This window comes from Polymorphospora sp. A560, assembly GCF_045781765.1.
GTDB classification, from domain to species: Bacteria; Actinomycetota; Actinomycetes; order Mycobacteriales; family Micromonosporaceae; genus Polymorphospora; species Polymorphospora lycopeni.
The window spans coordinates 2,656,859-2,682,014 of record NZ_CP122282.1; the positions used below are offsets into that span (position 1 = coordinate 2,656,859).

At 74.7% G+C, this 25,156-nt stretch carries 21 protein-coding genes; 10 read left to right on the top strand and 11 right to left on the bottom strand.

Features of this window, described 5'->3' with window-relative positions; all coding sequences use genetic code 11:
- Positions 1 to 31 precede the first annotated feature (31 nt).
- From QCD66_RS12120 to QCD66_RS12165, 10 genes are all read left to right on the top strand, one after another.
- Positions 32 to 832, top strand: a complete 801-nt coding sequence (locus QCD66_RS12120) for a 2,3-dihydro-2,3-dihydroxybenzoate dehydrogenase (RefSeq protein ID WP_375735103.1) — start codon at positions 32 to 34, stop codon at positions 830 to 832.
- Entirely contained in the window at positions 825 to 2,018 is a 1,194-nt protein-coding gene (dhbC, locus tag QCD66_RS12125; RefSeq protein ID WP_375735102.1) for an isochorismate synthase DhbC, read from the top strand. Before QCD66_RS12120 ends, dhbC begins: the two co-directional genes overlap by 8 nt.
- Positions 2,008 to 3,822, top strand: coding sequence for a (2,3-dihydroxybenzoyl)adenylate synthase (locus tag QCD66_RS12130; protein WP_375735101.1), 1,815 nt, complete (start codon positions 2,008 to 2,010; stop codon positions 3,820 to 3,822). Before dhbC ends, QCD66_RS12130 begins: the two co-directional genes overlap by 11 nt.
- Positions 3,819 to 4,439 (top strand): isochorismatase family protein, encoded by a 621-nt coding sequence (locus QCD66_RS12135; RefSeq protein ID WP_375735100.1) that lies wholly within the window; start codon positions 3,819 to 3,821, stop codon positions 4,437 to 4,439. The genes QCD66_RS12130 and QCD66_RS12135 overlap by 4 nt, the downstream gene beginning before the upstream one ends.
- A 25-nt stretch (positions 4,440 to 4,464) precedes the next feature.
- Entirely contained in the window at positions 4,465 to 4,689 is a 225-nt protein-coding gene (locus QCD66_RS12140; protein WP_375735099.1) for a phosphopantetheine-binding protein, read from the top strand.
- 136 nt (positions 4,690 to 4,825) lie between these two features.
- Positions 4,826 to 5,875 (top strand): glycoside hydrolase family 26 protein, encoded by a 1,050-nt coding sequence (locus QCD66_RS12145; RefSeq protein ID WP_375735098.1) that lies wholly within the window; start codon positions 4,826 to 4,828, stop codon positions 5,873 to 5,875.
- Between the two features lie 98 nt (positions 5,876 to 5,973).
- On the top strand, positions 5,974 to 8,712 hold the full coding sequence (locus QCD66_RS12150) for an AMP-binding protein (RefSeq protein ID WP_407567126.1): 2,739 nt from the start codon (positions 5,974 to 5,976) through the stop codon (positions 8,710 to 8,712).
- Positions 8,709 to 9,362, top strand: a complete 654-nt coding sequence (locus tag QCD66_RS12155) for a chorismate--pyruvate lyase family protein (RefSeq protein WP_375735095.1) — start codon at positions 8,709 to 8,711, stop codon at positions 9,360 to 9,362. Before QCD66_RS12150 ends, QCD66_RS12155 begins: the two co-directional genes overlap by 4 nt.
- The gene (locus QCD66_RS12160) at positions 9,359 to 10,552 is read left to right on the top strand and encodes a 4-hydroxybenzoate 3-monooxygenase (protein WP_375735094.1); all 1,194 of its coding nucleotides are present in this window, start codon (positions 9,359 to 9,361) and stop codon (positions 10,550 to 10,552) included. Before QCD66_RS12155 ends, QCD66_RS12160 begins: the two co-directional genes overlap by 4 nt.
- Complete coding sequence (locus QCD66_RS12165; protein WP_375735093.1) at positions 10,540 to 11,499, top strand: glycosyltransferase family 2 protein; 960 nt, start codon at positions 10,540 to 10,542, stop codon at positions 11,497 to 11,499. Before QCD66_RS12160 ends, QCD66_RS12165 begins: the two co-directional genes overlap by 13 nt.
- Positions 11,500 to 12,030: 531 nt before the next feature.
- On the opposite strand, the gene QCD66_RS12170 is transcribed toward QCD66_RS12165, so the two are convergent.
- The 11 genes from QCD66_RS12170 to QCD66_RS12220 form a co-directional block, all read right to left on the bottom strand.
- Positions 12,031 to 12,996: a glycosyltransferase family 2 protein gene (locus tag QCD66_RS12170; RefSeq protein WP_375735092.1), complete on the bottom strand. Its 966-nt coding sequence runs from the start codon at positions 12,994 to 12,996 to the stop codon at positions 12,031 to 12,033.
- A complete protein-coding gene (locus tag QCD66_RS12175; RefSeq protein WP_375735091.1) occupies positions 12,989 to 14,326 on the bottom strand; it encodes a lipopolysaccharide biosynthesis protein in 1,338 nt (445 codons plus the stop codon). Before QCD66_RS12175 ends, QCD66_RS12170 begins: the two co-directional genes overlap by 8 nt.
- On the bottom strand, positions 14,323 to 15,210 hold the full coding sequence (locus QCD66_RS12180) for a hypothetical protein (RefSeq protein WP_407567127.1): 888 nt from the start codon (positions 15,208 to 15,210) through the stop codon (positions 14,323 to 14,325). Before QCD66_RS12180 ends, QCD66_RS12175 begins: the two co-directional genes overlap by 4 nt.
- Positions 15,200 to 17,164, bottom strand: coding sequence for a hypothetical protein (locus tag QCD66_RS12185; protein ID WP_375737301.1), 1,965 nt, complete (start codon positions 17,162 to 17,164; stop codon positions 15,200 to 15,202). Before QCD66_RS12185 ends, QCD66_RS12180 begins: the two co-directional genes overlap by 11 nt.
- On the bottom strand, positions 17,154 to 18,449 hold the full coding sequence (locus QCD66_RS12190; protein ID WP_407567128.1) for a glycosyltransferase family 2 protein: 1,296 nt from the start codon (positions 18,447 to 18,449) through the stop codon (positions 17,154 to 17,156). Before QCD66_RS12190 ends, QCD66_RS12185 begins: the two co-directional genes overlap by 11 nt.
- Complete coding sequence (locus QCD66_RS12195; RefSeq protein ID WP_375737249.1) at positions 18,446 to 19,618, bottom strand: glycosyltransferase; 1,173 nt, start codon at positions 19,616 to 19,618, stop codon at positions 18,446 to 18,448. Before QCD66_RS12195 ends, QCD66_RS12190 begins: the two co-directional genes overlap by 4 nt.
- Before the next feature lie 2 nt (positions 19,619 to 19,620).
- Positions 19,621 to 20,559 carry a glycosyltransferase family 2 protein gene (locus tag QCD66_RS12200; RefSeq protein ID WP_375737248.1) on the bottom strand — a complete coding sequence of 313 codons (939 nt, stop codon included), beginning with the start codon at positions 20,557 to 20,559 and terminating at the stop codon, positions 19,621 to 19,623.
- Between the two features lie 652 nt (positions 20,560 to 21,211).
- Positions 21,212 to 22,276, bottom strand: coding sequence for a hypothetical protein (locus tag QCD66_RS12205; protein ID WP_375737247.1), 1,065 nt, complete (start codon positions 22,274 to 22,276; stop codon positions 21,212 to 21,214).
- Between the two features lie 104 nt (positions 22,277 to 22,380).
- Positions 22,381 to 23,034: a class E sortase gene (locus QCD66_RS12210; protein ID WP_407567129.1), complete on the bottom strand. Its 654-nt coding sequence runs from the start codon at positions 23,032 to 23,034 to the stop codon at positions 22,381 to 22,383.
- Between the two features lie 11 nt (positions 23,035 to 23,045).
- A complete protein-coding gene (locus QCD66_RS12215) occupies positions 23,046 to 24,035 on the bottom strand; it encodes a hypothetical protein (RefSeq protein ID WP_407567130.1) in 990 nt (329 codons plus the stop codon).
- Positions 24,032 to 25,129 (bottom strand): WxL protein peptidoglycan domain-containing protein, encoded by a 1,098-nt coding sequence (locus QCD66_RS12220; RefSeq protein WP_407567131.1) that lies wholly within the window; start codon positions 25,127 to 25,129, stop codon positions 24,032 to 24,034. Before QCD66_RS12220 ends, QCD66_RS12215 begins: the two co-directional genes overlap by 4 nt.
- Positions 25,130 to 25,156 lie beyond the last annotated feature (27 nt).

The following is a 25,156-nucleotide window of genomic DNA, read 5'->3' on the forward strand; positions in this document are numbered from 1 at the left end:
TGTCGCTGCTCGTGCCTATCTGGGAGGACCCATGCATCCCGCCCTGACCGGCACCGTCGCGATCGTCACCGGCGCCGGACGGGGGATCGGTGCGGCGGTCGCCCGGCGCCTCGCCGAGAGCGGCGCCACCGTCGCCGCCACCGACCTGGACGGTGCCGCCGTACGCGGGCTCGCGGCCAGCGCCGCGCCGCTCCCGGCCGGGCAGGCGGCATCGGGAAGCATCACCGGCTACCCGCTGGACGTCACCGACGCCGCCGACGTCGAGTCGACGGTGGACCGCGTCGAGGCCGAACTCGGCCCGGTCGGCCTGCTGGTCAACGTCGCCGGCGTACTGCTGCCCGGCCCGGTCGCCGGCTACACCGACGCCGACTGGGCCCGTACCTTCGCCGTCAACACGACCGGTGTCTTTTACCCGTGCCGGGCGGTGACCGGCCGGATGGCCGGCCGGGGTGGCGGCGCAGTCGTCACCGTCGCCTCCAACGCCGCCTCGGTACCCCGAGTCGGGATGGCCGCGTACGCCGCCTCGAAGGCCGCCGCCGCCCAGTTCACCCGCAGCCTCGGCTTGGAGGTCGCCCGGTACGGCATCCGCTGCAACGTCGTCTCGCCCGGCTCCACAGACACGCCGATGCTGCGTACCCTGTGGACCGACGACAGTGGTCCTGCGGCGACCCTGGCCGGCCAGCCGGAGGCCTTCCGGGTCGGCATCCCGCTCGGCCGGATCGCCGAGCCCGACGACATCGCCGACGCGGTGCTCTTCCTCGCCTCGCCGCAGGCCCGGCACATCACACTGCACAACCTGTGCGTCGACGGCGGGGCGGCCCTCGGTGCCTGAGTCGACCCACCTCGCCGGACCGGCACCGGCGGACCGGCCGCCGACCGCCGGCGACCTCGTCGACCGCTACCGGCCTGGGTCGTCGTTCTTCTTCGCCTCTCCCCGGCAGGTGCTGCTCGCCGAGGGCGTCGCGGTCGGCCTGCCGGCCCGCGACACCGACCTGGCCGGCTACGTGTCCACGATGCTCGCCGCCGTCGCCGGTGACGTGCCCGAACCGGTCGCGGTCGGCGCCATCCCGTTCGCTGACCCGGCCGCCGCGCACCTGGTCGTGCCGGCCGCCGTGCACCGGGCCGCCCCGGTCGGCGTCGACTGGCGACCGCCACCGGAGCCCGCCGGACCGCCGGCCGGCATCGAGGTCCGGGCCGTCCCCGAACCCGAGGGCTACCTGCGCGGCGTCGAACGGGCGCTGGCCCGGATGGCCGACGGTGAGCTGGCCAAGGTGGTGCTGGCCCGGTCGCTGCACGTAGGCACACCGTCCGGCCTGGACCTGCGGCGGGTCCTGGCCAACCTGGCCCGGCTCGACCCTCGCGGCTACACCTTTGCCGCCGACCTGCCCGGCGGCCGCACCCTGGTGGGCGCCAGTCCCGAACTGCTCGTCTCCCGGGTCGGTGACCGGGTCGTCGCCAACCCGCTCGCCGGCTCCGCCGCCCGCAGCGCCGACTCCGCCCTGGACACCGGAAGGGCCGCCGCGCTGTTCGGCTCCCGAAAGGACCGGCACGAGCACGCCCTGGTCGTCGAGGCGGTCGCCGAGGCGCTGCGGCCGTACTGCGCCGACCTGCGCGTCCCGGCCAGGCCCGCGGTGGTGCCGACCGGTGCGATGTGGCACCTGTCCACCCAGGTCACCGGCACCCTCGCCGACCCCTCGACCACCGCGCTGACGCTGGCGACCGCGCTGCACCCGACCCCGGCGGTGTGCGGCACCCCGACCGGCCCCGCCCGGGACGTGATCGCCGAGGTCGAACCGTTCCCGCGCGGCTTCTACACCGGAACGGTCGGCTGGGTCGACGCCGACGGCGACGGCGAGTGGGTGATCGCGATCCGCTGCGCCGAGGCCGACGAACGCACCCTGCGGCTGTACGCCGGCGCCGGCATCGTCCCCGGGTCGCGGCCCGCCGACGAACTGGCCGAGACGTCCGCGAAGTTCCGTACCCTGCTGCTCGCGATGGGACTGCCCGATGCCGCCTGAACCCGCCGTCGCCCCACCGTCACCCGGCCCCGACTTCACGCCCTGGCCCGACGAGTTCGCCGCCCGCTACCGGGCGGCCGGCCACTGGACCGGCGAGACGTTCGGCGGCTTCCTGCGCGACCGGGCCCGGACCCACGCCGACCGGACCGCCGTCGTCGACGGACGGCAGCGGTGGACGTACGCCGAACTCGACGCCCGCGCCGACCGGCTCGCCACCGGCCTACACGACCTCGGGATACGTCGCGGCGACCGGGTGATCGTGCAACTGCCGAACGTCGCCGAGTTCTTCGAGGTGATCTTCGCGCTGTTCCGGCTCGGCGCGCTGCCGGTGTTCGCGCTGCCGCCACACCGGCGCACCGAGATCACCTACTTCGCCGAACTGACCGGCGCGGTCGGGTATGTCGTCGCGGACCGGCACGCCGGCTTCGACTACCGGGACCTCGCCCGGCAGGTACGCGAACGGCTGCCCGGCCTGCAGCACGTGCTCGTCGTCGGCGACCCGGCCGAGTTCACCACGCTGTCCGACCTGGCCACTGACGGTCCACTGCCTGGCGACACGGGGCCGGAGCCAACGACCGGACCCCCCACGCCCGGCCCGGCCGCCTCCGACGTCGCGTTCCTCCAACTCTCCGGCGGCAGCACCGGCCTACCGAAACTCATCCCCCGCACCCACGACGACTACCTCTACAGCGTCCGCGCCTCCGCCGACATCTGCCGGCTGGACACCTCGTCGATCTACCTGTGCGTGCTGCCGGTCGCCCACAACTTCGCCCTCAGCTCACCCGGCGTACTCGGCACCCTCGCCGCCGGCGGCACCGTCGTCCTCGCCCCGCGCCCCACCCCGGACGTCACCTTCGACCTCATCGAACAAGAACAGGCCACGATCACCGCCCTGGTCCCGCCGCTCGCCCTGCTCTGGCTCGACGCCGCCGCGCACCGCCGCCCCGACCTGTCCAGCCTGCGGGTACTCCAGGTCGGCGGCGCCCGACTCGCCGACGAGGTCGCCGCCCGAGTGACACCAACCCTCGGCTGCGACCTCCAGCAGGTGTTCGGAATGGCCGAGGGCCTGGTCAACTACACCCGCTTCGACGACGACCCGGCAACCGTGGTCGCCACCCAGGGCACCCCGATCAGCCCCCACGACGAGATCCGGATCGTCGATGACGCCGACCGCGACCTGCCACCGGGACAGACCGGACACCTGCTGACCCGCGGCCCGTACACCATCCGCGGCTACTACCGGGCGGCCGCGCACAACACGGTCGCGTTCACCACCGACGGCTTCTACCGCACCGGCGACCTGGTCCGGCGAACCCCGACCGGACACCTCATCGTCGAGGGCCGGGCCAAAGACCAGATCAACCGGGGCGGCGAAAAGATCGCCCCGGAGGAGGTGGAGAACCACCTGCTGGCCCACCCGCAGATCTTCGACGTCGCCGTGGTCGGCGTACCCGACGCGATGCTCGGCGAACGGACCTGCGCCGTGGTGATCCCACGCGGCGAGGCACCGACCGCCGCCGCCATCCGGGCCTTCATCCGCGACCGCGGCATCGCCGACTTCAAGATCCCCGACCGGGTACGGTTCGTCGACGCCTTCCCACACACCGGGGTCGGCAAGACCAGCCGCTCCGAACTGCGCCGAGCCCTGGCCCTGCTGATGGCGACCGGCGACCCGGCGCCGGGTACGACCCCGACCGGCCGGCCCGCGCCGTCCCCGACTGGCCCACCCGAGCCCACGACATCCCCGACCGTCACGACTTCCGCGACCGGGCAGTCCCCGACCGACGGTGGAGCCGCCTCATGATCCCGACCATCGCGCCGTACCCGGTGCCGACCGCCGCCGAACTGCCCGCCAACCGGGCGTCCTGGCGGGTCGACCCGGACCGCGCCGTCTTGCTGATCCACGACATGCAACGGCACTTCCTGCGCTTCTACGCGCCCGGCGCCGAGCCGCTGTCCACCGTGCTGACCAACGTCAACCGGCTGCGGGCGTATTGCGCCCTGACCGGCGTACCCGTGGTCTACTCCGCGCAACCGGCCGCCCAGACCCTCGACCAGCGTGGCCTGCTCCAGGACTTCTGGGGCGCTGGGATCGCCGACGAGGCCGGGGCGCGGATCGTCGACGACCTCGCCCCAGCTCCCGGCGACACGCTGCTGACCAAGTGGCGCTACAGCGCGTTCCACCGTACCGACCTGGCCGGCCTGCTCGACCGGCACGGCCGGGACCAGCTCGTCGTCTGCGGCGTGTACGGCCACATCGGCGTCGTCGCCACCGCCTGCGACGCGTTCATGCGCGACGTGCAGCCGTTCGTGGTCGCCGACGCGGTCGCCGACTTCTCCCGTGCCGAACACGAGACCGCCATGGCGTACGCGGCCGGCCGCTGCGCCGTCGTCACCACCACCGACGCGATCGTCAACTGACCACCTCAACCGGAAGGGCCGGTCGATGGAACCCCTCACGCCGTCGAGACTGCGCGCCGAACTCGCCGAGGCGCTCGGCGAGCCATTGGACGACCTCACCGACGACGACGACCTGTTCGCCTACGGGCTGGACTCGATGACGTTCATGAGCCTGGTCGAACGCTGGCGCCGCCAGGGTGTCGAGGCCAGCTACGTGACGCTTGCCGAACGGCCCACCATCGCCAGTTGGTCCACGATGCTCGCCGGCTGACCCGCCCAGGCTCGCGACGGGCCGTGCGCGGTCCGCGTAGGTCTCTCCTTGATCAACGGTGCGGGCGGCGAGGTCCCCGACGCGAAGTGAGGATAGGGAGCCTTGGCGAATGGGTAGAGGGGGGCCGGGTGGGACTGTGGTCGGGGCCGGGCTCGCCGTTGTGATGCTCGGCGCGATCGCGGCGCTGGCGTTCACCTGGAGCCGTGACGCCGGGCCGTCGACAACGGTGCCGGAGCGGCACCCCGGCGCCGCCGAGCTGATGGCCCGACCGCGTACGCCCGGCGTCTGGCCCGGCCCGAACGGGCTGTCCGGCGTCAACGGCGATCCGATCAACGACCGTGAGCACGTCGAGCGGTTCTGTGTCGAGCGGGGGAGCGTCTGCCGGGTCGCGCACACCTACACCGACCGGACCACGTACGAGTCGATGACCCGCGACACGGGCTGGACGTTCGAGGAGTTCGACGGCTTCCCCGGAGTGCTGGTCGTCTCGCAGGGGCTGGTCCCCGAAGGACGCCCGCAGGATCTCGCCGGCTGTGCGCGCGGCGAGTTCGACCAGCTGTGGCGCGACTTCGGCGCGCTGATGGTCCGGCACGACCGGGCCGACTCGGTGGTCCGACTGGGCTGGGAGTTCAACGGCACCTTCATGCCCTGGCACGGCGCCGACACCGAGGTCTGGATCGCCTGCTACCGGCGGGCCGCCGACGGGATCCGGGCCACCAACCCCCACGTGCTGCTCGACTGGACCATCAACGCGCACGGCACCCCGGACGGCGTCTGTGGCGGGGTTAGCACCAACTGTTATCCCGGCGACGACTACGTCGACATCGTCGGGATCGACAACTACGACCACTGGCCGGCGGCGCGCACGAAGGCGGACTTCGACCGGATCGCCGCCGCCCCGGACGGGCTGGACTGGCTGTTCGCGTTCGCCCGGGAACGCGGCAAGCCGTTCTCGGTCGGGGAGTGGGGCGTGGTGCCGACCGGGGACGCCGGGCGGGAGAACCCGGACTTCGTCCGGTGGATGCACGCCTGGTTCGCCGCGCACGCCGCCGACCTGGCGTACGAGGCGTACTTCTCCAACTGCGACGCCGGCGGCGTCCAGTCCAGCCTGTTCCGCGCCGGTGAGCCCGGGTGCCGGGCAAATCCGGGTACGGCGGACGTCTACCGCGAACTGTTCGGCGACTGACCACACCGGACCGGACTGTCGTGCTGATCATGCCGGTGGACTGTTCCCCATCGTAATTACTTAGGCTAGCCTGGGCTTACTTTCGGGAGGGTGCGGGCATGCAGGCAGAGCAGGACGCGGTTCCGCCGCTCGTCGTACCGGGCGACACCCGTTCGGTGACCCGGCGCTTCCGCGACGTGGCGCGCCGGATCCCGGAGCTACCCGCGCTGGTGTCACCGGACGGCGCGTACACGTTCGGTGCCGCGGACACGCTCTCCGACCGGATCGCCACCCACCTGCGCCCCGACCGGCCCGGTGACCCGCTCGCCGTACTCCTGCCGCAGACCGCAGACGGCCTGCTCGGCCTGCTCGGCGCGCTGAAGTCCGGCCGGCCGGTCGTACTGCTCGACCCGACCCTGCCCGCCGACCGGCTCCGGCAGATCGTCGACCGGTCCGGCGCCACCGGATGCCTGACCGACGCCGACCACCGGGCGACCGCCGCCACGATCGGGGTGCCCGCCCTCGTCGACCTGGCCCCCGCCCTCGCCGCACCCGCCGCCGACCCGTACACCGCCGACCCGGCGCCGTACACCGTGGACCCGAATCCGCACCGCCCGGACCCGGCCGCGCACGCGGCCCGGGCCACCGGCCCGGCCGGGCTGGCGGGCCCGGCCGGGCCGGCCGGCACCGACCCCGCCCTCGTCGTGTTCACCTCCGGCTCCACCGGCCGCCCCAAGGGCGTCGTGCTCACACACGACATGCTGCTCAACGAGGCGTACGGCGGACTCGACCGGCTGCACATCTCACCCGCCGACCGGGTCGCCCTGGTGCTGCCCGCCGCCTTCATGGCCGGCCTGACCGTCCTCATCTTCGCCCTGCTCAACGGCGCCGGCGTCTACGCCTACGACCCCCGGGTACGCGGCATCCGCAACCTGCCGGCCTGGCTCGCCGCCCAGGGCGTCACCACCGTGCACCTCACCCCGTCGCTGCTGCGCTCGCTGCTCGCCGTCCTCGGACCCGGGCAGCGGCTCGACGGCCTGCGCCTGGTCACCACCTGCGGCGAGGCCGTCCACGGCCGCGACGTCGCCGCCCTGCGCCCGCACCTGCCCGCCGGCTGCACCTACACCAGCTGGTCCGGCTCGTCGGAAATCGGCCACCTCGCCTTCCACCCGATCGTGCCCGGCGACCCCGTACCCGAGGGGATCGTGCCGGTCGGCCGACCCGCCCCCGGCAAGGACGTCACCCTGCTCGGCGACGACGGCCACCCGGTCCCCGACGGCGAGACCGGCGAACTCGTCGTCACCTCCGCCTACCTGTCCGCCGGCTACTGGAACGCACCCGAGGAGACCGCCGCCCGCTTCACCCCGCTGCCCGACGGGCGGGTCGCCTACCGCACCGGCGACCTCGGCCGCTTCGACGCCGACGGCACCCTGCACCTGATGGGCCGCCGCGACTCCGCCGTCAAGATCCGCGGCTACCTGGTCGAACCGGCCGAGGTCGAGGCGGCCCTGCTCGCCTCGCCGCTGGTCGCCGAGGCCGTCGTCGTCGCCACCCGCAACGGCACCGAACCGGTCGCGCTCACCGCCTACGTCGCACCGCACCGCACCGCCGGTACGCCCGCCCCGGCGACCCTGCGCCGCTTCCTGCGCGAGCGGCTGCCGTCCTGGATGGTGCCGGCCGCCATCGTCGTCCTGCCCGGCCTGCCCCGCAACGAACGCGGCAAGGTGGACCGGGTCGCGCTGCCGCCCCCGCCCCCCGAACCCGACGCCGTGCCGCCGCGCAGCCACTGGGAGGTGATCGTCGCCGACCTGTGGGCACACGTGCTCGACCTGGAGAGCGTCGGGATCCACGACGACTTCATGCGGCTCGGCGGCGACTCGCTGGCCGCCGAGGAACTCCTCGCCGCCGTACAGGACCGGCTCGGCATCCGGCTCACCTCCGCCGATCTGGCGCAGGCGCCGACCGTCGCCGAGTTCGCCCGGCTGGTCGCCGACAGCTCCCGCGCCGCACCCCGGCACCCCACCACCGTGACGCTCCGCGCGCCGGCCGCGGGCACCGCCCCCGGCGGCGGGGACGCCGACGAGCCACCGCTGTTCTGCTTCGCCGGGGCCGGCGGGCTCGGGTTCAGCTTCCTGCCGTTGGCCCGCCGGCTGCCCGGCACCCGGCCGGTGCACGCCATCCAGGCGTACGGGCTGGAGAACCGTGGCCGGCCGGACTGGAGCGTACGGGCCGCCGCCCGCCGGCACCTGCGCACCGTACGCGAACTGCGGCCGCACGGGCCGTACCTGCTGGCCGGGCACTCCCTCGGCGGCCTGATCGCCCTCGAGGTCGCCCACGAACTCGCCGCCGCCGGCGAAGACGTGCCACTGGTCGTGGTCCTCGACAGCTACCTGCCGGCCGACGCCCGGAAGATGACCTACGCCGGCCCGACCGCGCGCGACGAACCCGCCCCGGACCGGGCCGGGGGCCGGATCCGCCGGGCCGTACGCGGACTGCGCGCCACCGCCGACGGCCTGCGCGGCGACTCCCGCGAACTGTGGTCGTACCGGCTGCGGCTGCCGCTGGCCGGTGTCGTGCCGTTCGACGGCATCACCCAGTACGGCGTCTTCTTCGAACAGGGCCACCTGCTCACCCGCCGCCACCGGGTCCGGCCCTGGCCCGGCCGGGCCCTGCTGTTCCTCGCCGAGGACCACCCGGACGACGGCTCCGGCTGGACCGACGCGCTCACCGGACCGGTCGACGTGCACCGCGTCGCCTGCGACCACCCGTCGGTCCTGCGCGAACCGCACGTCGGGACGGTCGCCGCCCGGGTCGCCGACGCCGTCGCCGCCCTCCAGCCCGCCGGGGCGGCCCGATGAGGCGCCGCGGCACCGCCCGGACCGGACCGGCCGTCACCCGCTGCCTGCCCGGCCCGCTCGGCCGGGTCGAGCAGCTCGTGCTGCGCGGCGACGGGCTCACCACCACCAGCCTGGAGATCCTCACCGGCCGCGTCATCACCGTACGGGTGCGCGCCCACTGGCGGCTGCCGCTGCACGCCGACCTGCACGCGATGGCCCCCGGCGACGAGGTCTACACCGGACTCGACGCCCCCGACCTGTCCTGGTTCGCCGCCGTCGGCGCCGACCAGCTCGACGCCCGCCCCGGCGACGACCTGCTGGTCCGCGAGGTGCTGCTGACCGGCGACGACGGCGTCGACTACGGCGCCGCCAGCCTGGTCGCCGCCCTCGACCGGCTGCCCGCCCCGGTCGCCCATCGGCTGGCCACCACCGACGAGCCGATCGGCCGGATGCTGGCCCGCAACCAGGTCCCGGTCACCCGCGAGCTGCGGCACTGGGGACTGCGCCGGGTCGGCGCCCGCGGCGCCACCCTCGGCGCCGACCTCGCCGCCGACGCCCCGGTGCCGGCCCGCACCTACCGGATGCGGCTGGTCCGCACCGGCCGACCGCTCGCGCTGATCACCGAGTGGTTCGCGCCCCGGGTCTTCGCCGAACGGGGAGCGGTCCGGTGAGGACCCAGGTCGTCATCGTCGGCGCCGGGCCCGCCGGACTCACCCTCGCCCACCTGCTGCACCGGCAGGGCATCGACTGCCTCGTCCTGGAGGCCCGCGCCCGGGAACACATCGAGACCCGGGTCCGCGCCGGCGTTCTCGAACAGCCCACCGTCGACCTGCTCGACGAGATCGGCCTCGCCGGCCGGCTGCGCGTCGAGGGCATGACCCACCACGGCATCCGGCTGCGTTTCGACCACGCCATGCACCGGATCGACTTCGCCGACCTGACCGGCGCCGCGATCACCGTCTACGCCCAGCAGGAACTGGTGAAGGACCTCGTCGCCGCACGGCTCGCCGGCGGGCAACCGATCCTGTTCGACGTGGACGACGTACGCCTCGACGGCGTCGACACGGACCGGCCCCGGGTCCGGTTCCGGCACGACGGCCGGGAGCGGACCGTCGACTGTGACGTGATCGCCGGCTGCGACGGCTTCCACGGGATCAGCCGGGCCAGCATCCCGGCCGGCGTCCTCACCGTCCATGAACGCGTCTACCCGTTCGCCTGGCTCGGCATCCTGGCCCGGACCCGGCCGTCGTGCGACGAACTGGTCTACGCCCGTCACCCCGACGGGTTCGCCCTGCACAGCATGCGCGGCCCCGAGGTGACCCGGCAGTACCTCCAGGTGCCCGCCGGCACCGACCTCGCCGACTGGCCCGACGAGCGGATCTGGACCGGGCTGCGCCGTCGGCTCGGCCACGGTGACGGGCTCGACCTGGAAGAGGGGCCCATCTTCGACAAGAGCCTCGCCCCGATGCGCTCCTTCGTCGTCGAACCGATGCGGTACGGCCGCCTGTTCCTGCTCGGCGACGCCGCCCACATCGTGCCCGCGACCGGCGCCAAGGGACTCAACCTGGCGGTCGCCGACGCCCGCGTGCTGTCGTACGGCCTCGGCCACCACTACGCGACCGGCCGGTGGGACGAACTCGACCGCTACACCGCCCGCTGCCTGCGCCGGGTCTGGCAGGTGCAGCAGTTCTCCTGGTGGATGACGGCGATGCTGCACCGCATCGACGGCACGCAGCCGTTCGACGAGCGGCTGCGGGCCGCCGAACTCGACCGGGTCGTCTCGTCGCGGGCGGCGGCCACCACCCTCGCCGAGAACTACGTCGGCCTGCCGTTCGCCACCGGCTGGGTATGGCGGGGGTGACCGGCCCGGCGGGCGCCCGCCGCACCCTCGGGGTCGTCATGCCCAGCTACCACCGGCCGGACCTGCTGCGCCGGGTGGTGCCCGCCTACCTGGCCCAGGCCCCGGACGAACTGGTCGTGGTCCTCGACGGCCCGCAGCCGCCGGCCCGCGCCTTCCTGTCCACGCTCGACGATCCCCGGCTGCGGGTGCTGGAACTGGCCGAGAACGTCGGACCGGCCCGGGCCCGCGAGCGGGGCGCGCACGCCGCCCGTACCGAGATCGTGCTGCTCACCGATGACGACATCGTGCCCGGCGACGGCCTTGTCGACCGGCACCGCGCCTTCCACCAGGGCCGCCGGGGCTGCGTGCTGGCCGGGTACGTCCCGATCCGGCCGGACGGCCGGCGGCGCGGCCAGGTCGCCAGCCGCATCTACGCCACCGACTACGAGCGAGCGATGCGCCGCTGGGAACGTGATCCCGACGCGATCCTCGGTGGACTGTGGGGCGGCAACGTCAGCCTCGAACGCGACCTCTATCTGCGCGCCGAGGCGGTACGCCCGCAGGACCGGCTGCGCTACTTCGAGGACATGGACCTCGGCCTGCGCCTGCGGTCGTTGGGTGCGCGCGGCTTCTTCGACCGGGCCGTGACCGGCGTGCACCTGCACGACAAACCCAACCGGTCGATCGTCGACGAGGCGCGGGCCCGCGGCGCGGCGGTCCGGGCCATGGAGCGGCGCTGGACGGCGAGCCCGCCGCTGGTGCACGCCGAGGACGAGTCGGCCGTCGTCACCTGGCTGCGTCGGGTCGTGGCGGCGAGCCTGCGGCTGCCGGGCCTGGTGTCGCTGGTCGTTGTCCTGCTGCGCGGCATGCTCGAGGCGGCCGGGGCGCTGCGGCTGTGGCGGGTCGAGGACCTGTCCGCCCGGTTGCTGCGCGGCGTGATCGAGATCCAGGCGTACGTCCGCGGCTGAGCCGGGAGCGCCGGCGGGTGCGGCCATCCCGGGCGGGCGGCACGGCTACCGCGAGCCCACCCAGGACATGTCCGGCCACGGCCCGAAGTCGAACTCCTCTGCGATGCGGACCAGGTCGGCCACCGGAACCGGAGGCGGCGCGGACGCCCCGCCCGGGTCGGTCGTCCCCGTCGAGCCGGGCGGTCCAGTTGGATCAGTACGGCGACCTCGACCGGCAGGGTGAAGGACAGTTGGTTGCTCTCGGGCGTGTGCCAGCCGGTCAGGCCGAGCACTGGGACCGGCTGGTTGACCAACTCCGGGTGTGCGCCGGGGCCGTAGATCATCAGCAGTTGGCGCCCGTCGGTGCCGGTCACCGGGACGGTCTGTCGCCAGTCGGTGCCCTCGCGGCCCGGCACGCGGTGTCGCGGCGCGATCCGTGGGGTGGCGGGCCGACCGGGTCGTCATGATCGTCTGCGGGTGCGGCGCCGCGGAGCCGGCGTGTCAGCTTCCTGAACAGCAGACGATCGAGGTGACGGCCGGGCCGGCGCCGGATCAGCCGAACAGCTTCTGGGCCAGCGCGCCGAGCCGCCAGCGCAGTCCGGCCGGGGTGGTCATCAGCAGGGTGAACATGCTGATCGCCGGCAGTCCCGGCCGACCCCGCCGAAGTGCCGTACCGGCGATGCGCAGCGCGTCGCGGCGGGCGCCGTGCGCGGCGGCGATCGGGGCGCTGACGGTCAGCAGGAAGTCGCCGTACGCCCGGCGGCTCAGCCCCGCCGAACCGGCGAAGGCGACGCTGTCCCACCAGCCGCGGCCCGGCGACCCGGCCGAGGTGCCCGGCCGGTTGAGCCGGTAGCGCAGCAGCGGTCGTTCGACGACGCTGACCCGGGTGTCGGCGCGCCGGTCGGCGCGCAGCAGCCACTCCCAGTCCTCGTGCAGGTCGAGGCCGGCGTCCAGCGGCTCGGCGCGCAGCAGGTCGCGGGGGGCGAGGATCGACGAGGAGCCGCCGAGCGCGGTCCGCTGGCGCAGCGACGTACGACGGAACAGCCGGTCGGCGAGCCCGGCACCGGTCCGCCCCGCCGGCGCACCCCCGGCCGGCGGCACGAACAGCACCTTGCCGTCGGCGTCGACGTCCACGCAGAGCGAGATCACCACCGGGTACGCCACCTCGGCGCGTTCGGCCCGCCACCGCCGGACCTGGACCTCCAGCTTCTCCGGCAGCCATTCGTCGTCGTCGTCGAGGAAGGCGACCAGGGTGCTGGTGGCCGCGTCGACGCCGGTCGTGCGGGTCGCGGTCGGGCCGCCGTCGTCGGCGACGAGGCAGCGTACCGGCCGGTCCGGCCAGGCGTCGCGCCACGGTGTGGGGTCGGCGGCCGGGGCGGTGCCGTCGAAGACGACCAGGATCTCGTGCGGCGGGCGGGTCTGCGCGAGCGCGCTGTCGACGGCGCGGCGCAGGCTGGCCCGGCCCACGGTCGGGATGACGACGCTGACCGTGGGTCCGTCGGCGTCCCCGTCAGCCATCGCCGGTTATCCTCCGCGGCCACGGGCCGGCGAAGCCGGCGGCGCCGGCCACCCGTGGCCACATCAGCACGCCCTGGACGAGGTTGGCGACCAACAGGCCGACGGCCACCCCGGTCACCCCGTAGCGGGCGCCGGCCACGCCGGCCAGGATCTCGGCCGCCGAGCCGGCGACGGTCGCGGTCGCGGCGAGCCGCAGCCGGCCCTGGACCCGGCACACCGCGATGAACAGCGCCTTGACCGCCGACGGCAGCGACACCGCGAACAGCACCACGAGGGCGGGGGCGGCCAGCGCGTACGCCGGCCCGAGCAGCCCGAGCAGCCAGCCGCCGAGCAGCAGCGCACCGGCCACCCCGGCGACGGTGACCAGCAGCGACACCCGCAGCGCGAGGAGCAGTTCGCGGCGCAGCCGGCCGTGGTCGTGGGCGGAGACGGCGAACAGCGCGGTCGACAGGTGCACCCCGATCGCCCAGGCGAACGAGGCGATCTGCAACGCCATGTAGAACCCGGCGTTGTGCACCGGGTGCAGTACGGCCACCACCACCATCGGCAGCACCAGGGACGGGGCGTGCGCGGAGACGTTGATGGCGTGGTGGCCGGCCGCCTGGGCGCCGAGGCCGCGCAGCACGGTCGGCGGGGCCGGCGGCCGTAGCCACCGCGACGGCCGGGAGCTGCGCGACAGCACGGCGACCACCGACAGCACCGAGCCGAGCAGCCAGGCCAGGTAGATCATGCTGGTGGACAGGCCGGCGAGCGCGGCCGCGACCGGCAGCAGTGCCAGCTTCGCCACCGCGAAGACGGTGTTGCGCAGCAGTTGCCGGGCCGGCAGCCGGGCGCCGACCAGCGCCAGGTCGAGTACGGCGGTCGCGGCGTGCGCGGCACAGCCGAGCGCGAAGACGAGAATCCCGGGCACGCTGCCGAACAGCGGCCCGCCACGGCCGAGCACCGGCCCGACCACGACCGCGACGCCCAGCGACAGCACCAGCCCGACGGTGGCACTCACCGCGAGCGACGCGCTGACCACCCGGGTCGTCGTCTCGGGGCGCTTGGCGAGTTCCGAGATGAGCAGGCTGCCCAGCCCGAGGGTGCAGAACGAGCCGAGCAACTGCATCGCCGAGATGGCGGCGGCGGCCGAGCCGACCTCGGCGGGGGAGGCGAGCCGGGCGGCGACCGCCCAGAACGCGAAGCCGAGACCGGCGGTGACCACGGTGGAGCCGTAGAGCGCGGCCGCCGACCGCAGCACCGAACTGGACCGCAGTACGGCACTCGACCGCAGCAGCGCGCCGATCCGCCCGGTCCGGGCCGGCGGTGCCTGCGGCGGGCTGGCCGTCACAGCACCGCCGCCCGTACCTCGCGGTGCCCGGCGGCGGTCGGCGTGCCGCCGTACACCCGGATCTCCAGCGTGCCGGCGGTGGTCACCGTGATCCGGTCCGACCAGGTCCGGCCGTCGGGCACGGTCACCGTCCGTTCGACCGGCCCGGTGCCGGGCGCGGTGACCACCAGCCGGTACGGCACCTGCGTGCCCTCACGGTTGGTGACGCTGACCGTGAAGCTGCGCGGGTCGGACGGCTCGGGAACCAGGCCGACCTGGGTGAAGGTCTCGGCGGCGGCGACACGTTCACTGTGGACGGAAATGGTGACGGCGGTGGCCGCGGCGGCGGCGCAGAACACGGCGACGGCCGCGACCGGGATGTACCGCCGCCACGGCCTTCCGGCGCCGGCCCGCGGCGGCGTACCCGGCGCCGGCCCGTCCGGGCCCGAACCGGCCGCCGGGGCCGGTTCGTCGCCGGCGGGCCGGCCGGGCACCGGGCGGATGGTGCGGGCCACCAGGTCGGCGCCGGCAAGCGCGACGGTGAGCCCGCCGAGCAGCCAGCCGACGCCGGCGGTGGAGGCGGCCGTGCCGGTCGCCTCCAGCAGCAGTACGGCACCCAGCGCGACCGCGAACGACAGCGCGACCCCGACCGTCGCCGCCTGCCAGCGCGGCATCCTGGCTCGGACCAGCCGCAGGACCAGCAGCCCGGGTACGGCGAACGTCAGCAGCAGCCCGGCCGGCACCCGCAGCACCGGCGCGCCGGCCAGCGTGCCGGCGGCGAACAGCGCGCACAGCGCCAGGACGGCCACGAAGACCCGCAGGTCGGCGACGGCGGGGCGACCTGCGCCGGCCCCCCGGGTGTCGGCGGGGCCGGCGGCGGGCGCGGTGCGGCGGCTACCAGGCATAGCGGGAGTTGGACAGGTCGTACACGCGGATGGTCCCGTCGTCGAAGACGATGCCGGTGCCCTGCGTCGTGTCGAACTTGGTCAGCGACGCGGCGGGGAACGGCCCACTGGTGTCGGTGCCGCCCTCGGGCGGGTCGCCGATGAAGAACGTGCCCCGGGCCGGCGGGGCGAGGGTGATCCGGTGGTCGACGACGACGTACCGGATCTCCAGGTCCTGGACCATGGAGCGGTCGCCCCAGTCGAACTCCGGGCGGTAGAACATCGGCGCCGGGCTGTTGACCGGGTCGAGGCCGCCGATGGTGCCGAGTACGGTCTGGTTGCCGAAGTCGGAGATGAACCGGCCGCCGGCCGGCAGGTGTTCCCGGCTCCACCAGCCGAGTTGGAGCGTGTGCGCGTCGACGGCGGCCTCGTAGCCGGCGGCGTGGTACGTCCCGGGCAGCCGCAGCCAGTTCGGCGGCCAGCCGGCGGTGATCCCGCCGACGAAGAGCACCAGCAGCGCGGCCGCGGCTCCGGCGAGCCAGACCCGGCCGCGTCGGACCGCCGCCGGCAGCCGGTGCAGGCCGAGCCCGAGTACGGCGGCGACCACCAACGTCACATACGCCGGGGAACGGCCGGCCAGTTCCTCGCCACGGGGACTGACCACCCGGATGATCACGATGAGCGCCTCCAGACCGGCGACGCCGATCAGCAGCACCGCGAGCCAGCGTTCCCGGCGCCGCCACGACCACAGCCCGAGCAGTCCGGCGGCCCCGGCCAGCACCAGGATCGCGGCCAGCGAGAAGGCGGTCTCGACCAGCGGCTTGCTCGACGCTGCCCCGGCCACCTGGCCGGACTCCACCGCCCCGAACTGGGTGAACGTCTCACCGAGGGCGAGCAGCGGGCCGCCGAGATAACCGACGGTGTCCGGGGCGACCAGCGCCACCCAGGCGACCGACAGGGCAACCGAGCCGGCGGCGAGCGCGCCGAGCGCGGCGGCGGACCGTCGTACCGGCCGGACCAGGGCGGCCGACACCGCGATCGTGGCCAGCAGGACCAGGCACACCACCATCGTCAGGTGGTGGGTGACCAGTACACCGCCGGCGCACACCAGGCCGAGCGCCACCCGCCCGACCGGTCGCCGCGGGTCGCGCAGCAGACTGACCGCCTGGGCCAGGGCCAGCACCAGCAGCGGCAGGGCCGGAGTGGTGTAGAGGTACATCGACGTGAAGAAGCCGTGGTTGGGGTTGCACAGGTAGACCAGGGTGACCAGGGCGACGACGTCCCAGCGCGGGGTCATCTGGCGGACCAGCAGGAGCACGGCGGCGGTGAGCAGCATCGTGCTGGCCCCGCAGACGACCAGGGCGGCCGGGAAGAACGACAGGCCGGTGGTCTTCATGACGACCACGGTCAGGATCTCCAGGCCGGGGAAGACCGGGCTGATCGGTAGGCTGTGGTTGGTAGGGAAGAGCCGGCCGCTGTCCAGCATGCCGAGCGTGGTCTGCCAGTGCTGCAACTCGTCGGCGAACTTCACGTGCACCGGCGAGTACGCGACCTTGATCAGGAACTGGGCGGCGGTGAAGCCGAACAGCGCGCCGGTCCGCCCGGCCGGGCTGATCCGGGGCAGCAGGCAGGCCGCGCCGGCCGCGCTGACGAGCAGGAGCTGTCCGGCCCAGTACGCGCCCATCGCCCACGACGCCTGCGAGCGGCCGCCGGCGAACGCGGCGGCGACCAGCAGCAGCGCGACGCCACACAGGGCCGGTGCCCAGCGGGCCGGCCGGGCGGTCGCGGGACCGTCCGGCGCGGCGTTGTCCGGCGTGGCGGTCTTGTCCGGGTCGCCGTCCGGCCGGGCCGCATCGGTGCCGGCGGCCGGACCGGACCGGGCCGTGCCGGCGTCGGCCGTCCCGGCGTCGGCCGGCGGGGATCCGGCCGGTTCCTCGTGCGGGCGGTCGAGCAGGCGCTGCCGGTCACTTGGCACGGCGGCGGCCCCGCGCGGTGGACCGTACGTATCGCCAGGGCCCCACCAGCATCCCCTTCAGGTTCGTCGACATGAGTTCGGGCGGCATCCCGTCACGGACGCCGACGTTGCGCAGGCTGTCGCCGTCGCGTACGTCGCGTAGCGCCCGGGGCAGTAGCGCGACGAGCCGGGGGAGCAGCCGGGGCCGGTGCCACACCAGGGCGGTGTAGAAGGCGGTCAGCGCCACGCCGTACCCGCGCATCTGCGCGACGAGTTGCGGGTACTCGCGGCGGTGGTAGTGCCGGACCAGTGCCGCCGGGTGGTAGACCAGGGTCCGGCCGGCCAGCAGCAGCCGGGTCAGGACCATGGTGTCCTCGCCGCCCTCGGCGGGCGTGCCGGCACCGAGCGCCGGGTCGAAGCCGCCGACCGCGACGAGCGCCTCGCGCCGGAACGCCATGTTGGCGCCGACTCCGAACGGTGGCAGCGGATAGAGCGGGCTCTGCGCCATCTCCCCGGGGACGAAGACGTCGGGCACGAAGCCGCGGCCCTTGCTGTGCCCGCCGAACGCCTCGTACCAGTCCTGGGCCGGGGTCTCGATCTCGCCGGGCACCACCAGCCCGGACAGGCCGGCGGCGGCGGGTAGTTCCAGGAACGCCCGGGCCACCTCGGTCAGCCAGTACCGGTCGGCGACCTCGTCGTCGTCGATCCAGGCCACGAGTTCGGTGTCCACCTCGGACAGTGCCCGGTTGCGGGCGCGGGACAGGCCGGGGGCGGGCTCGACGACGTACCGCACGCCCGTGAACTCGGCGACGACGTCGCGGGTGGCGCCGCCGGTCGGGGCGTTGTCGACGACCAGCACCGTGGCTCGCGGGTAGTCCTGCGTGACCAGGCTGGCCAGGCAGCGGCGCAGCGCGTCGGGGCGGTCGCGGGTGCAGACGACGGCGGTGACCGCAGCGCCGTCGCGGCGGGCCCGCTCCCGGGCGGCGAGCACGGCGGCGCCGTCGGCGGTCACCGGCAGCCCGGCCCGCAGCCGGTCGGCGTCGGACGGGTCGAGGGCGCCGGCCAGGTGGTCGGCCAGAGCGGCGCCGAGCGTGGCCGGGGGCAGCCCGCCGGCCGGCAGCGGCAGCACCGGCATGCCCAGCGGTACGCCGTGCCGCCGCACGACCAGCCAGGCCCGGCCGCGACGTACGCCGTCGCCGGTGTCGGCGGGCAGGTGCGGCAGCGGCCGGGTCAGTTCGACGTCGCGTACGAGGTCGGGGGTGCGGGCGGTGGCCAGGACGGACGCCGTGGCGGTGGTGGTGGTCATGAGGGCTTCCCGATCGGGTCGAGGCGCGATCTGGCCGTGCCGAACAGTTCCAGGTAGCCGTCGACGACGTCGTCCCAGGAGCGGACGTCGACGAACCGTTGCCCGCGTCGGCTGGTGGCGTCGAGCAGGGCGGCGGCCAGCGCGGCCGGGTCGCGGGGCGGGACGAGGATCGCGCCCTCGTAGCCGTGGGCGGCCTCGCGCAGCCCGCCGACGTCGGTCACCACGACCGGCAGGCCGGTGCCCATCGCGACGTGCAGCGGCCCGGACGACGACGACCGTCGGTACGGCAGCGCGACGACGTCGGCCTCGGCGAAGACCCGCCCGACCTCGGCGTCGGTGACGTACCGGTTGACGACGGTGATCCGGTCGCGGTGTCGGGACCGGGCGACTGCGGCCAGTGGGGCGTCCCAGCCCTCCCAGGTCTCGCCGACGATGGTCAGCCGCAGCCTCGCTGCCTGCCCGTCGTCGAGCGAGTCGAAGGCGGCGACCAGGTCCTCCAGCCCCTTGTACGGCCGGATCACCCCGAAGAACAGCACGTTGGTGACGTCGGGTTCGGCCCGCCGTGCCGGCGGCGCGGCGTGGTGGTCGTACGGCCCGTGCGGGACCACGACGTGCGGGGCGTCGCCGAGCGGGTAGTTCGCCAGCAGCAGGTTCCGGTCGTATCCGCTGTGGATGACGTGGCCGTCGGTGTTGCGCAGCAGCAGCCGCATCAGGACCCGGGTGTAGGCGCGGACCCCGGGGACGCGTACCTCGCCGGTGTCCTGGACCTCGTGCCACTCGATCAGCACCTTTGCGCCGCGCCGCTTCGCGGTGAAGGCCAGCAGCAGGTAGGAGTGCAGCACCGCGGCGGTCCACCACTGGAGCACCACCAGGTCGGGCCGCTGCCGGCGGACGAAGCGCAGCGAGCGCGGCAGCGACGGGCCCCAGTACCAGTCGAGGCCGTCGTGGACCGGCACCGACGCGTCGTACGCGAGGTCGTGCACGCGTACACCGACCCGGCGCCGTCCGGGATAGAGCAGCCGGGGGATGAGCCGGCGCATGAGCAGCACGCTGGTGGTGGTCCGGGTGGCCAGCGCGTTCGCCGCCCGGCAGGTGTAGTAGCTGATGCCGGAGGTGAAGCGGAAGCCGGAGCCGACGACGAGTACCCGCGGCCGGGAGGTGTCGCCCATGGTCAGGCCGCGGCCTCGTCCGCGCCGGCCGGGGTCATCACCTCGGGGCGGCGGGGGGCCGGGACCCGGGCTGGCTCGGACCGCCGTACGACGGCCGCGCTGGGCCCGGGCCGCTCCGCGACGGCGCCCACGGACGGGCCGCCGGCGGCCGTGCCCCGGGTGTGGACGGCGTCGCCCGCGCCCTTCCGGGTGGCGGCCCGGCGGCTCCGGCGGGCGGCGCGCCATTCGGTGAGGATGGTCCGCAGCACCCGCAGCCCGTCGCGGGGGGCGCTGAGGTTGCTGACGCCGTGGATGCGGGACAGTTCCACGCTCGGCACCTCGTGCACGGCGAGGCCGGCGACCGCGATCCGACAGTTGATCACGGTCTCGATCTCGAAGCCGTCGCCCCACGACATCTGGTCGCCGACCGGTTCCGGGCGGGGCAGGTCGAGCCGGGGCAGCACGTCGCGCCAGAAGGCGTTGTAGCCGTAGCACAGGTCGCTGTAGCGGGTTCGGAAGAGCCGGTTGGTGAACCAGGTCAGGCCGCGGTTGCCCAGGCCGCGCAGCACCGTGATGTCCTCGCTGCCGCCGCCGGCCATGGTGCGGCTGCCCTTGGCGAAGTCGGCGCCGGTGACGAGGGCGGCGACGAACCGCGGGATCTCGTCCGGGTCGGCCGAGCCGTCGGCGTCGAACATGACCACGACGTCACCGGTGGCCTCGGCGAACCCACAGGCCAGCGCGTTTCCCTTGCCACGGCGGGTCTGTTGCACGAGCCGGGCGGCCGGCAGCACGCGGGCTACCGTGCCGGCGGTGTCGTCGACCGAGTGGCCGTCGACGACGATGACCTCGTGCACCGGGGGCAGCTTGGGCAGCACCTCGGCCAGGTTGCGCGATTCGTTGCGCGCGGGTACGACGACGGTGACGGTCGGATGGCTGGTCGGGCGTGGACGCAGCGGCTGCACTCAAACCTCCCGGGGCGGGTTCCGCAGCGGAGTCTCAGGTCAGGTCTTGCCGGCCCGGCGGGTCGGGTGCGATCCCGCCGTACGTGCCCGCGTCGAGTGGAGCCATCGGCGGATTAGGCGAGGCTAGCCTAATTTCGTTTCGATGATGCTACACCGATCGATCGGGTTGGTCGGCGGCGGTGGGGGCGGGCTGCCCGGCGTCGTCTGGACGGCCGGCGGGCGCGGTGGTCGTGCCGGTGTCGGTGGTCGTGCGCGGTGTGGCAGTGCGTGGCGTCGGAGTGGCGCGTCGGAGAACGCGGCGTCGGGGGTGCGGGCCCGGGGGCCGGCTAGCCGCGGTCGCCCGGTGGGGTGCCGGTCCTGGCCCGCCACAGCCGCCGCCACCAGCGGTCGGGGCGGTAGCGCGGGCATTCCCGTGGGCCGCAGATCCCGCAGTCCGAGCCGGGCCGGAAGTGGGTGTGTGCGGCGTGCGGGTGCCCGCAGGCGCAGAGCCTCAAGCGTGGTCCTCCGGCAACGGTCCGATCGGCACCCGAAGCCTATACGGGTACCCCGTCGCCTGCGGCGCCCCGGCCCGTACGCCGTTGGACGGGCCGGGGTCGCTGGCTCCCGCAGATCCCGCCGGGCAGGGACGCCCCCGGTTGGAACCCGCGACGGCTCAGCTCTCGTCGACGAGGAAGACCGAACCCTCGGTCTGGCTGCTGGAGTAGACCCGGCCCGACCGCGGGTTGACGGTGATGCCCAGGGCTGCCGGCCGGACCCGCAGGCGGCGTACCTGCTGGGTGTTGCTGTCCACCACGGTCACCGCGCCTTTGCCCTCGAAGATGGTGACGTAGATCTTGTTGGTCGCCGGGTTCACCTCGACGCCGGTCGGGCTGCCCCCGACGTACGCCTTGCCCACGATGCCGTTGCTGGCGCCGTCGATCACGGTCAGCGTCTCGCTGGTGTAGTTCGAGACGTAGATCTTGTTGGTGACGGGGTTGACCGAGATGCCCAGCGCGTACCGGTCGACCGGGATGGTCGCCGTGATCGCGTTGGTGGCACCGTCGATCACGGTCACCGAGCTGTCCGTGCCGCGCCGGTTGGCGTTGGAGACGTAGACCTTGTTGGTGACCGGGTTGACCGCGACCTTCGCCGGCTCGATCGAGCCGATCTCGACGACCGCCTCGACGGTCAGGCTGGCGCCGTCGAGTACGGCCACCTTGCCCTGGTTGGTCAGGGTCACGTAGAGCTTGTTGGTGTTCGGGTTGACCGCGAGTCCGCGCGGCTCGCCGCCGTCGACCTCGGTGGAGCCGATCACCCGGTTGGTGCGGCCGTCGATGGCGTAGACCTTGCGGGTGAAGACCTGGTCGCCGGCGTACACGATGTTGGTCTCGTGGTTGGCGGCCAGTCCGAAGGCGCTGCCCTCGCCGAGGTCGATTTCGCCCTTGACCCGGCGGGCCTCGGCGTCGACCACGACGACCCGGTGCCGGGGGGTACGGCTGGAGGTGTCGGTCCAGGGGTTGGCGACGTAGACGTTGCCGAGGCTGGGCAGGTTGGCCAGCTCGTAGATCCACGAGCCGTCGGTGACGGCCTGGACCAGGTTGCTGTAGCCCCACCAGCCGGCCGCGGCGGCGGGGTTGGCGCCGGCGGCCACGCCGGTGACCGTGGTGGCGGCGATGGCGCCGGCACCGGCGAGCAGGGTGCGTCGGTTCAGCCCGCGCTGGCCGGAATCGCTCGACATGCGGACTCCTCTCGGGAGGTTAGTTGTCGATCTTACCGAGATGAAATTAGCTAAGCCTTACCTAAATAGCAATGGTGGATCGTGTGGCGCAATTCGCAGGATGCTTACTCGTCCAGCGCCGCCGGCCGGCCACTGTCCGCTTTGGACATCGATTCGGCCAGTGTGGAGAACAGCACGTACCGCAGCTTCGACGAGTAGCGCGGGTGGCAGGCGGTCATCGTCATCATCGCCTTGGTCGCGGCCACCCCCGGCCGCTCCGGCACCTCCGCCACCACGTCCACCCGGTCCGGGGTGACGATCACGTGCCGTTCGACCCGGTAGACGTACCAGGCACCGGCGGTCTCCACCACGATCGCATCGCCGGCCGTCAGCCGGTCGATGTCGTTGAACGGCTCACCGGCCGGTCCCCGGTGCCCGGCGACCGAGAAGTTGCCGACCCGGCCCGGCAGCGCCGACCCGGGATAGTGCCCCGGTCCCTTGCGCAGGTCGGCGGTGCCCACCCCCTGCACGATCGTGTACCTCGCCCGCCAGCGCGGCACGTGCATGACGGCGAGCGGCTCGCCGGCCGGCGGCTCCACGAGCGCCTCGTCCAGGCTGGTCCGTACCGTCTCGCCGGGCAGGGGTGGCGCCTCGCCGGGACGGGGCGGCCCGGGATCGGCCCACCGCTCGTCGACCCGCTCGGCCAGCTCGCGCTGGGCGGCGGCGGTCTCCCGGCCCGGCAACAGGGTCTGTCCGGCCAGGACGACCGCGCACCCCACGCCGAGCGCGATCAGCCCGACCCCGGCCAGTCGCAGCCCACCGGGCCGCCGGTGCCGCCCGCCGCCGGCCGGGGCCGGCCGCGCCGCGTCGTACGCCGGGTCCGGCTCCGCCCCGCCCGGCCGGGCCGCCCCCGACGGCCCGGGCGGGCCCGCAGCCGCCGGGCCAGCACCACGCCGCAGACCACGAGCGGCAGTACGACCGGCAGCAGCCACGGCCAGCTGGACGTGTGCGCGGTGAACGTGACCGGGGCGTCCAACCCGTCGATCCGGCCGGTCACCGGATAGCGGCCGACGGCCGGCGCGCCGATGGTCACCGGCACCTCGACCACCCGGCGTTCGCCGGCGGCCAGGTCGGGGACCGGGACCGGAGGTGGCGCGCCGCCGGTGCCGGCCGCCCGGCCCAGGTCCAGGGTGAGCACCAGGTCGCGCAGCGGCGTCCCGGAGGGGTTGCGCAGGTCCAGCCGCAGGGTCCGCTCGGCCGGCCCGCCGAGCAGGCCGGGCAGCGTCCACCGCTCGTCGAGGCGGGCCGCGACGAGTTCCACGGTCCGGGGTCCGTCCGCCTGGCCGGCGGGACCGGAGACCGTGGCCGAGTCCGGTACGTCGACCACGGCTAGCGCCGCCGCGCCGGCCCGGTCGCCGGTGGCGGTCACCGCCCGCACCACGCAGGGGCAGCCGGCGGGCGGCGGGGTGAGCCGCAGTGGCACCCGGGTCGTACCGGCGTCCGGGACCGTGGCGGCGGCGGCCGTGGCGACCGCGCAGTCGGCCGAGCCCTGCCGGGCCTCGTTGCCGCACAGTGCCACGGTGACCACGCCGGGTGGCCAGCCGGTCAGCTCCACCGTGACGGTCTGGTCCAGCCGGGCGGCGGCCGGCGTCACCGTCACCGCCGGGTCGGCCCGGGCCGGCGTCGGCCAGGCCAGGGCCGCGACGAGTACGGCGAGCCCGGCGAGGCCCCGACCGGCCCGCCGGTGACGCCGGGCGCCGGTGTCCGGTCCGCCGGTCACGGCTTCGCCGCCGTGGTGCCGGCGGTCCGGGTGCGTCGCCGCCGGCCGTCGGGCGTACCGGGCCGCCGGGTCCGCCGGCGCCACAGCAACCAGCCGGTGCCGGCGGCCAGGACCGGGACGAGCAGGTACCACCAGGACAGCGCCCAGGCCGCCGCGCTCGACGAGGCCGCCGCGCCCGGGTCGGGAGCCACCGACACCGCCGCCGACAGCCGCAGCGCGGCGGGCTGGCCGGACAGCGTCACGGTGCGCCGGAGCACGCCGCCGGGCAGCAGTTCGGGCAGTGGATCCAGGGTGGACGAGTCGACCGGTAGCCCGAACAGCCCCTCGACCCGTACGGCCTGGGTCGGTGCCGTGCGGGTGTTGCCGGTGTTGCGCACGGTGTAGGTCAGGGTCAGCTCTCCGGTTCCGGGGTGCCAGCCGGGGGAGTACGCCGCCTTCAGGTCGTCGACCCGCAGCGACGGCCGCAGTGGGCCGTTGACCCGCAGGTAGACCCGGGATCCGACGCGCTGCTCCAACCGGGTGGCGTGGCCGCGCGCGTCGGCGCTGCTGCTGGTGACCGAGGCGACGATGCCGCCGGCGTGGTCGCCCGGGGTGGCGTTGGCCGGCACGGTCAGCGTGAACGGGATGTCGGCGCGGGAACGGGCCGGCACGGTCACCGTGGTCTGGGCCAGCCGGATCCAGCCGCCGACGTCGGTCGGCGGCCGGTCGGCGGGCAGCAGGTCGAAGCCGCCGGACGTCGTGTTGTACGCGTCGCTGCCGTAGACGGTGAGTGTGACCGGCGCGGTGCCGAGGTTGGTGACGCCGACATGGTCGGTGACGGTGCCGCCGGGGGCCAGGTCGTAGCTGAAGAACGGCCGGTTGCCGGGGCCGCCGCGCCCGGACGGCTGCACCGACCAGGCGGCGGCCGGTGCGGCGGTGTCCGGATCGGCGGTGGCGCCGGGCGTCGGGGCGGGGCTCGGGGCGGGGGCGGCCCCGGCCGGGCCGGCCAGCGGACCGGCGACCGCGGCCAGGGCGACCGCGGCCAGGGCGACCGCGGCGGCGAGCACGCGGGCGGCGCGGCCGCGTACGGCGCCGCGGCGGGGGTGGGCGTCCACTGCGTACATCCTGGTCCTGGTGGGCTC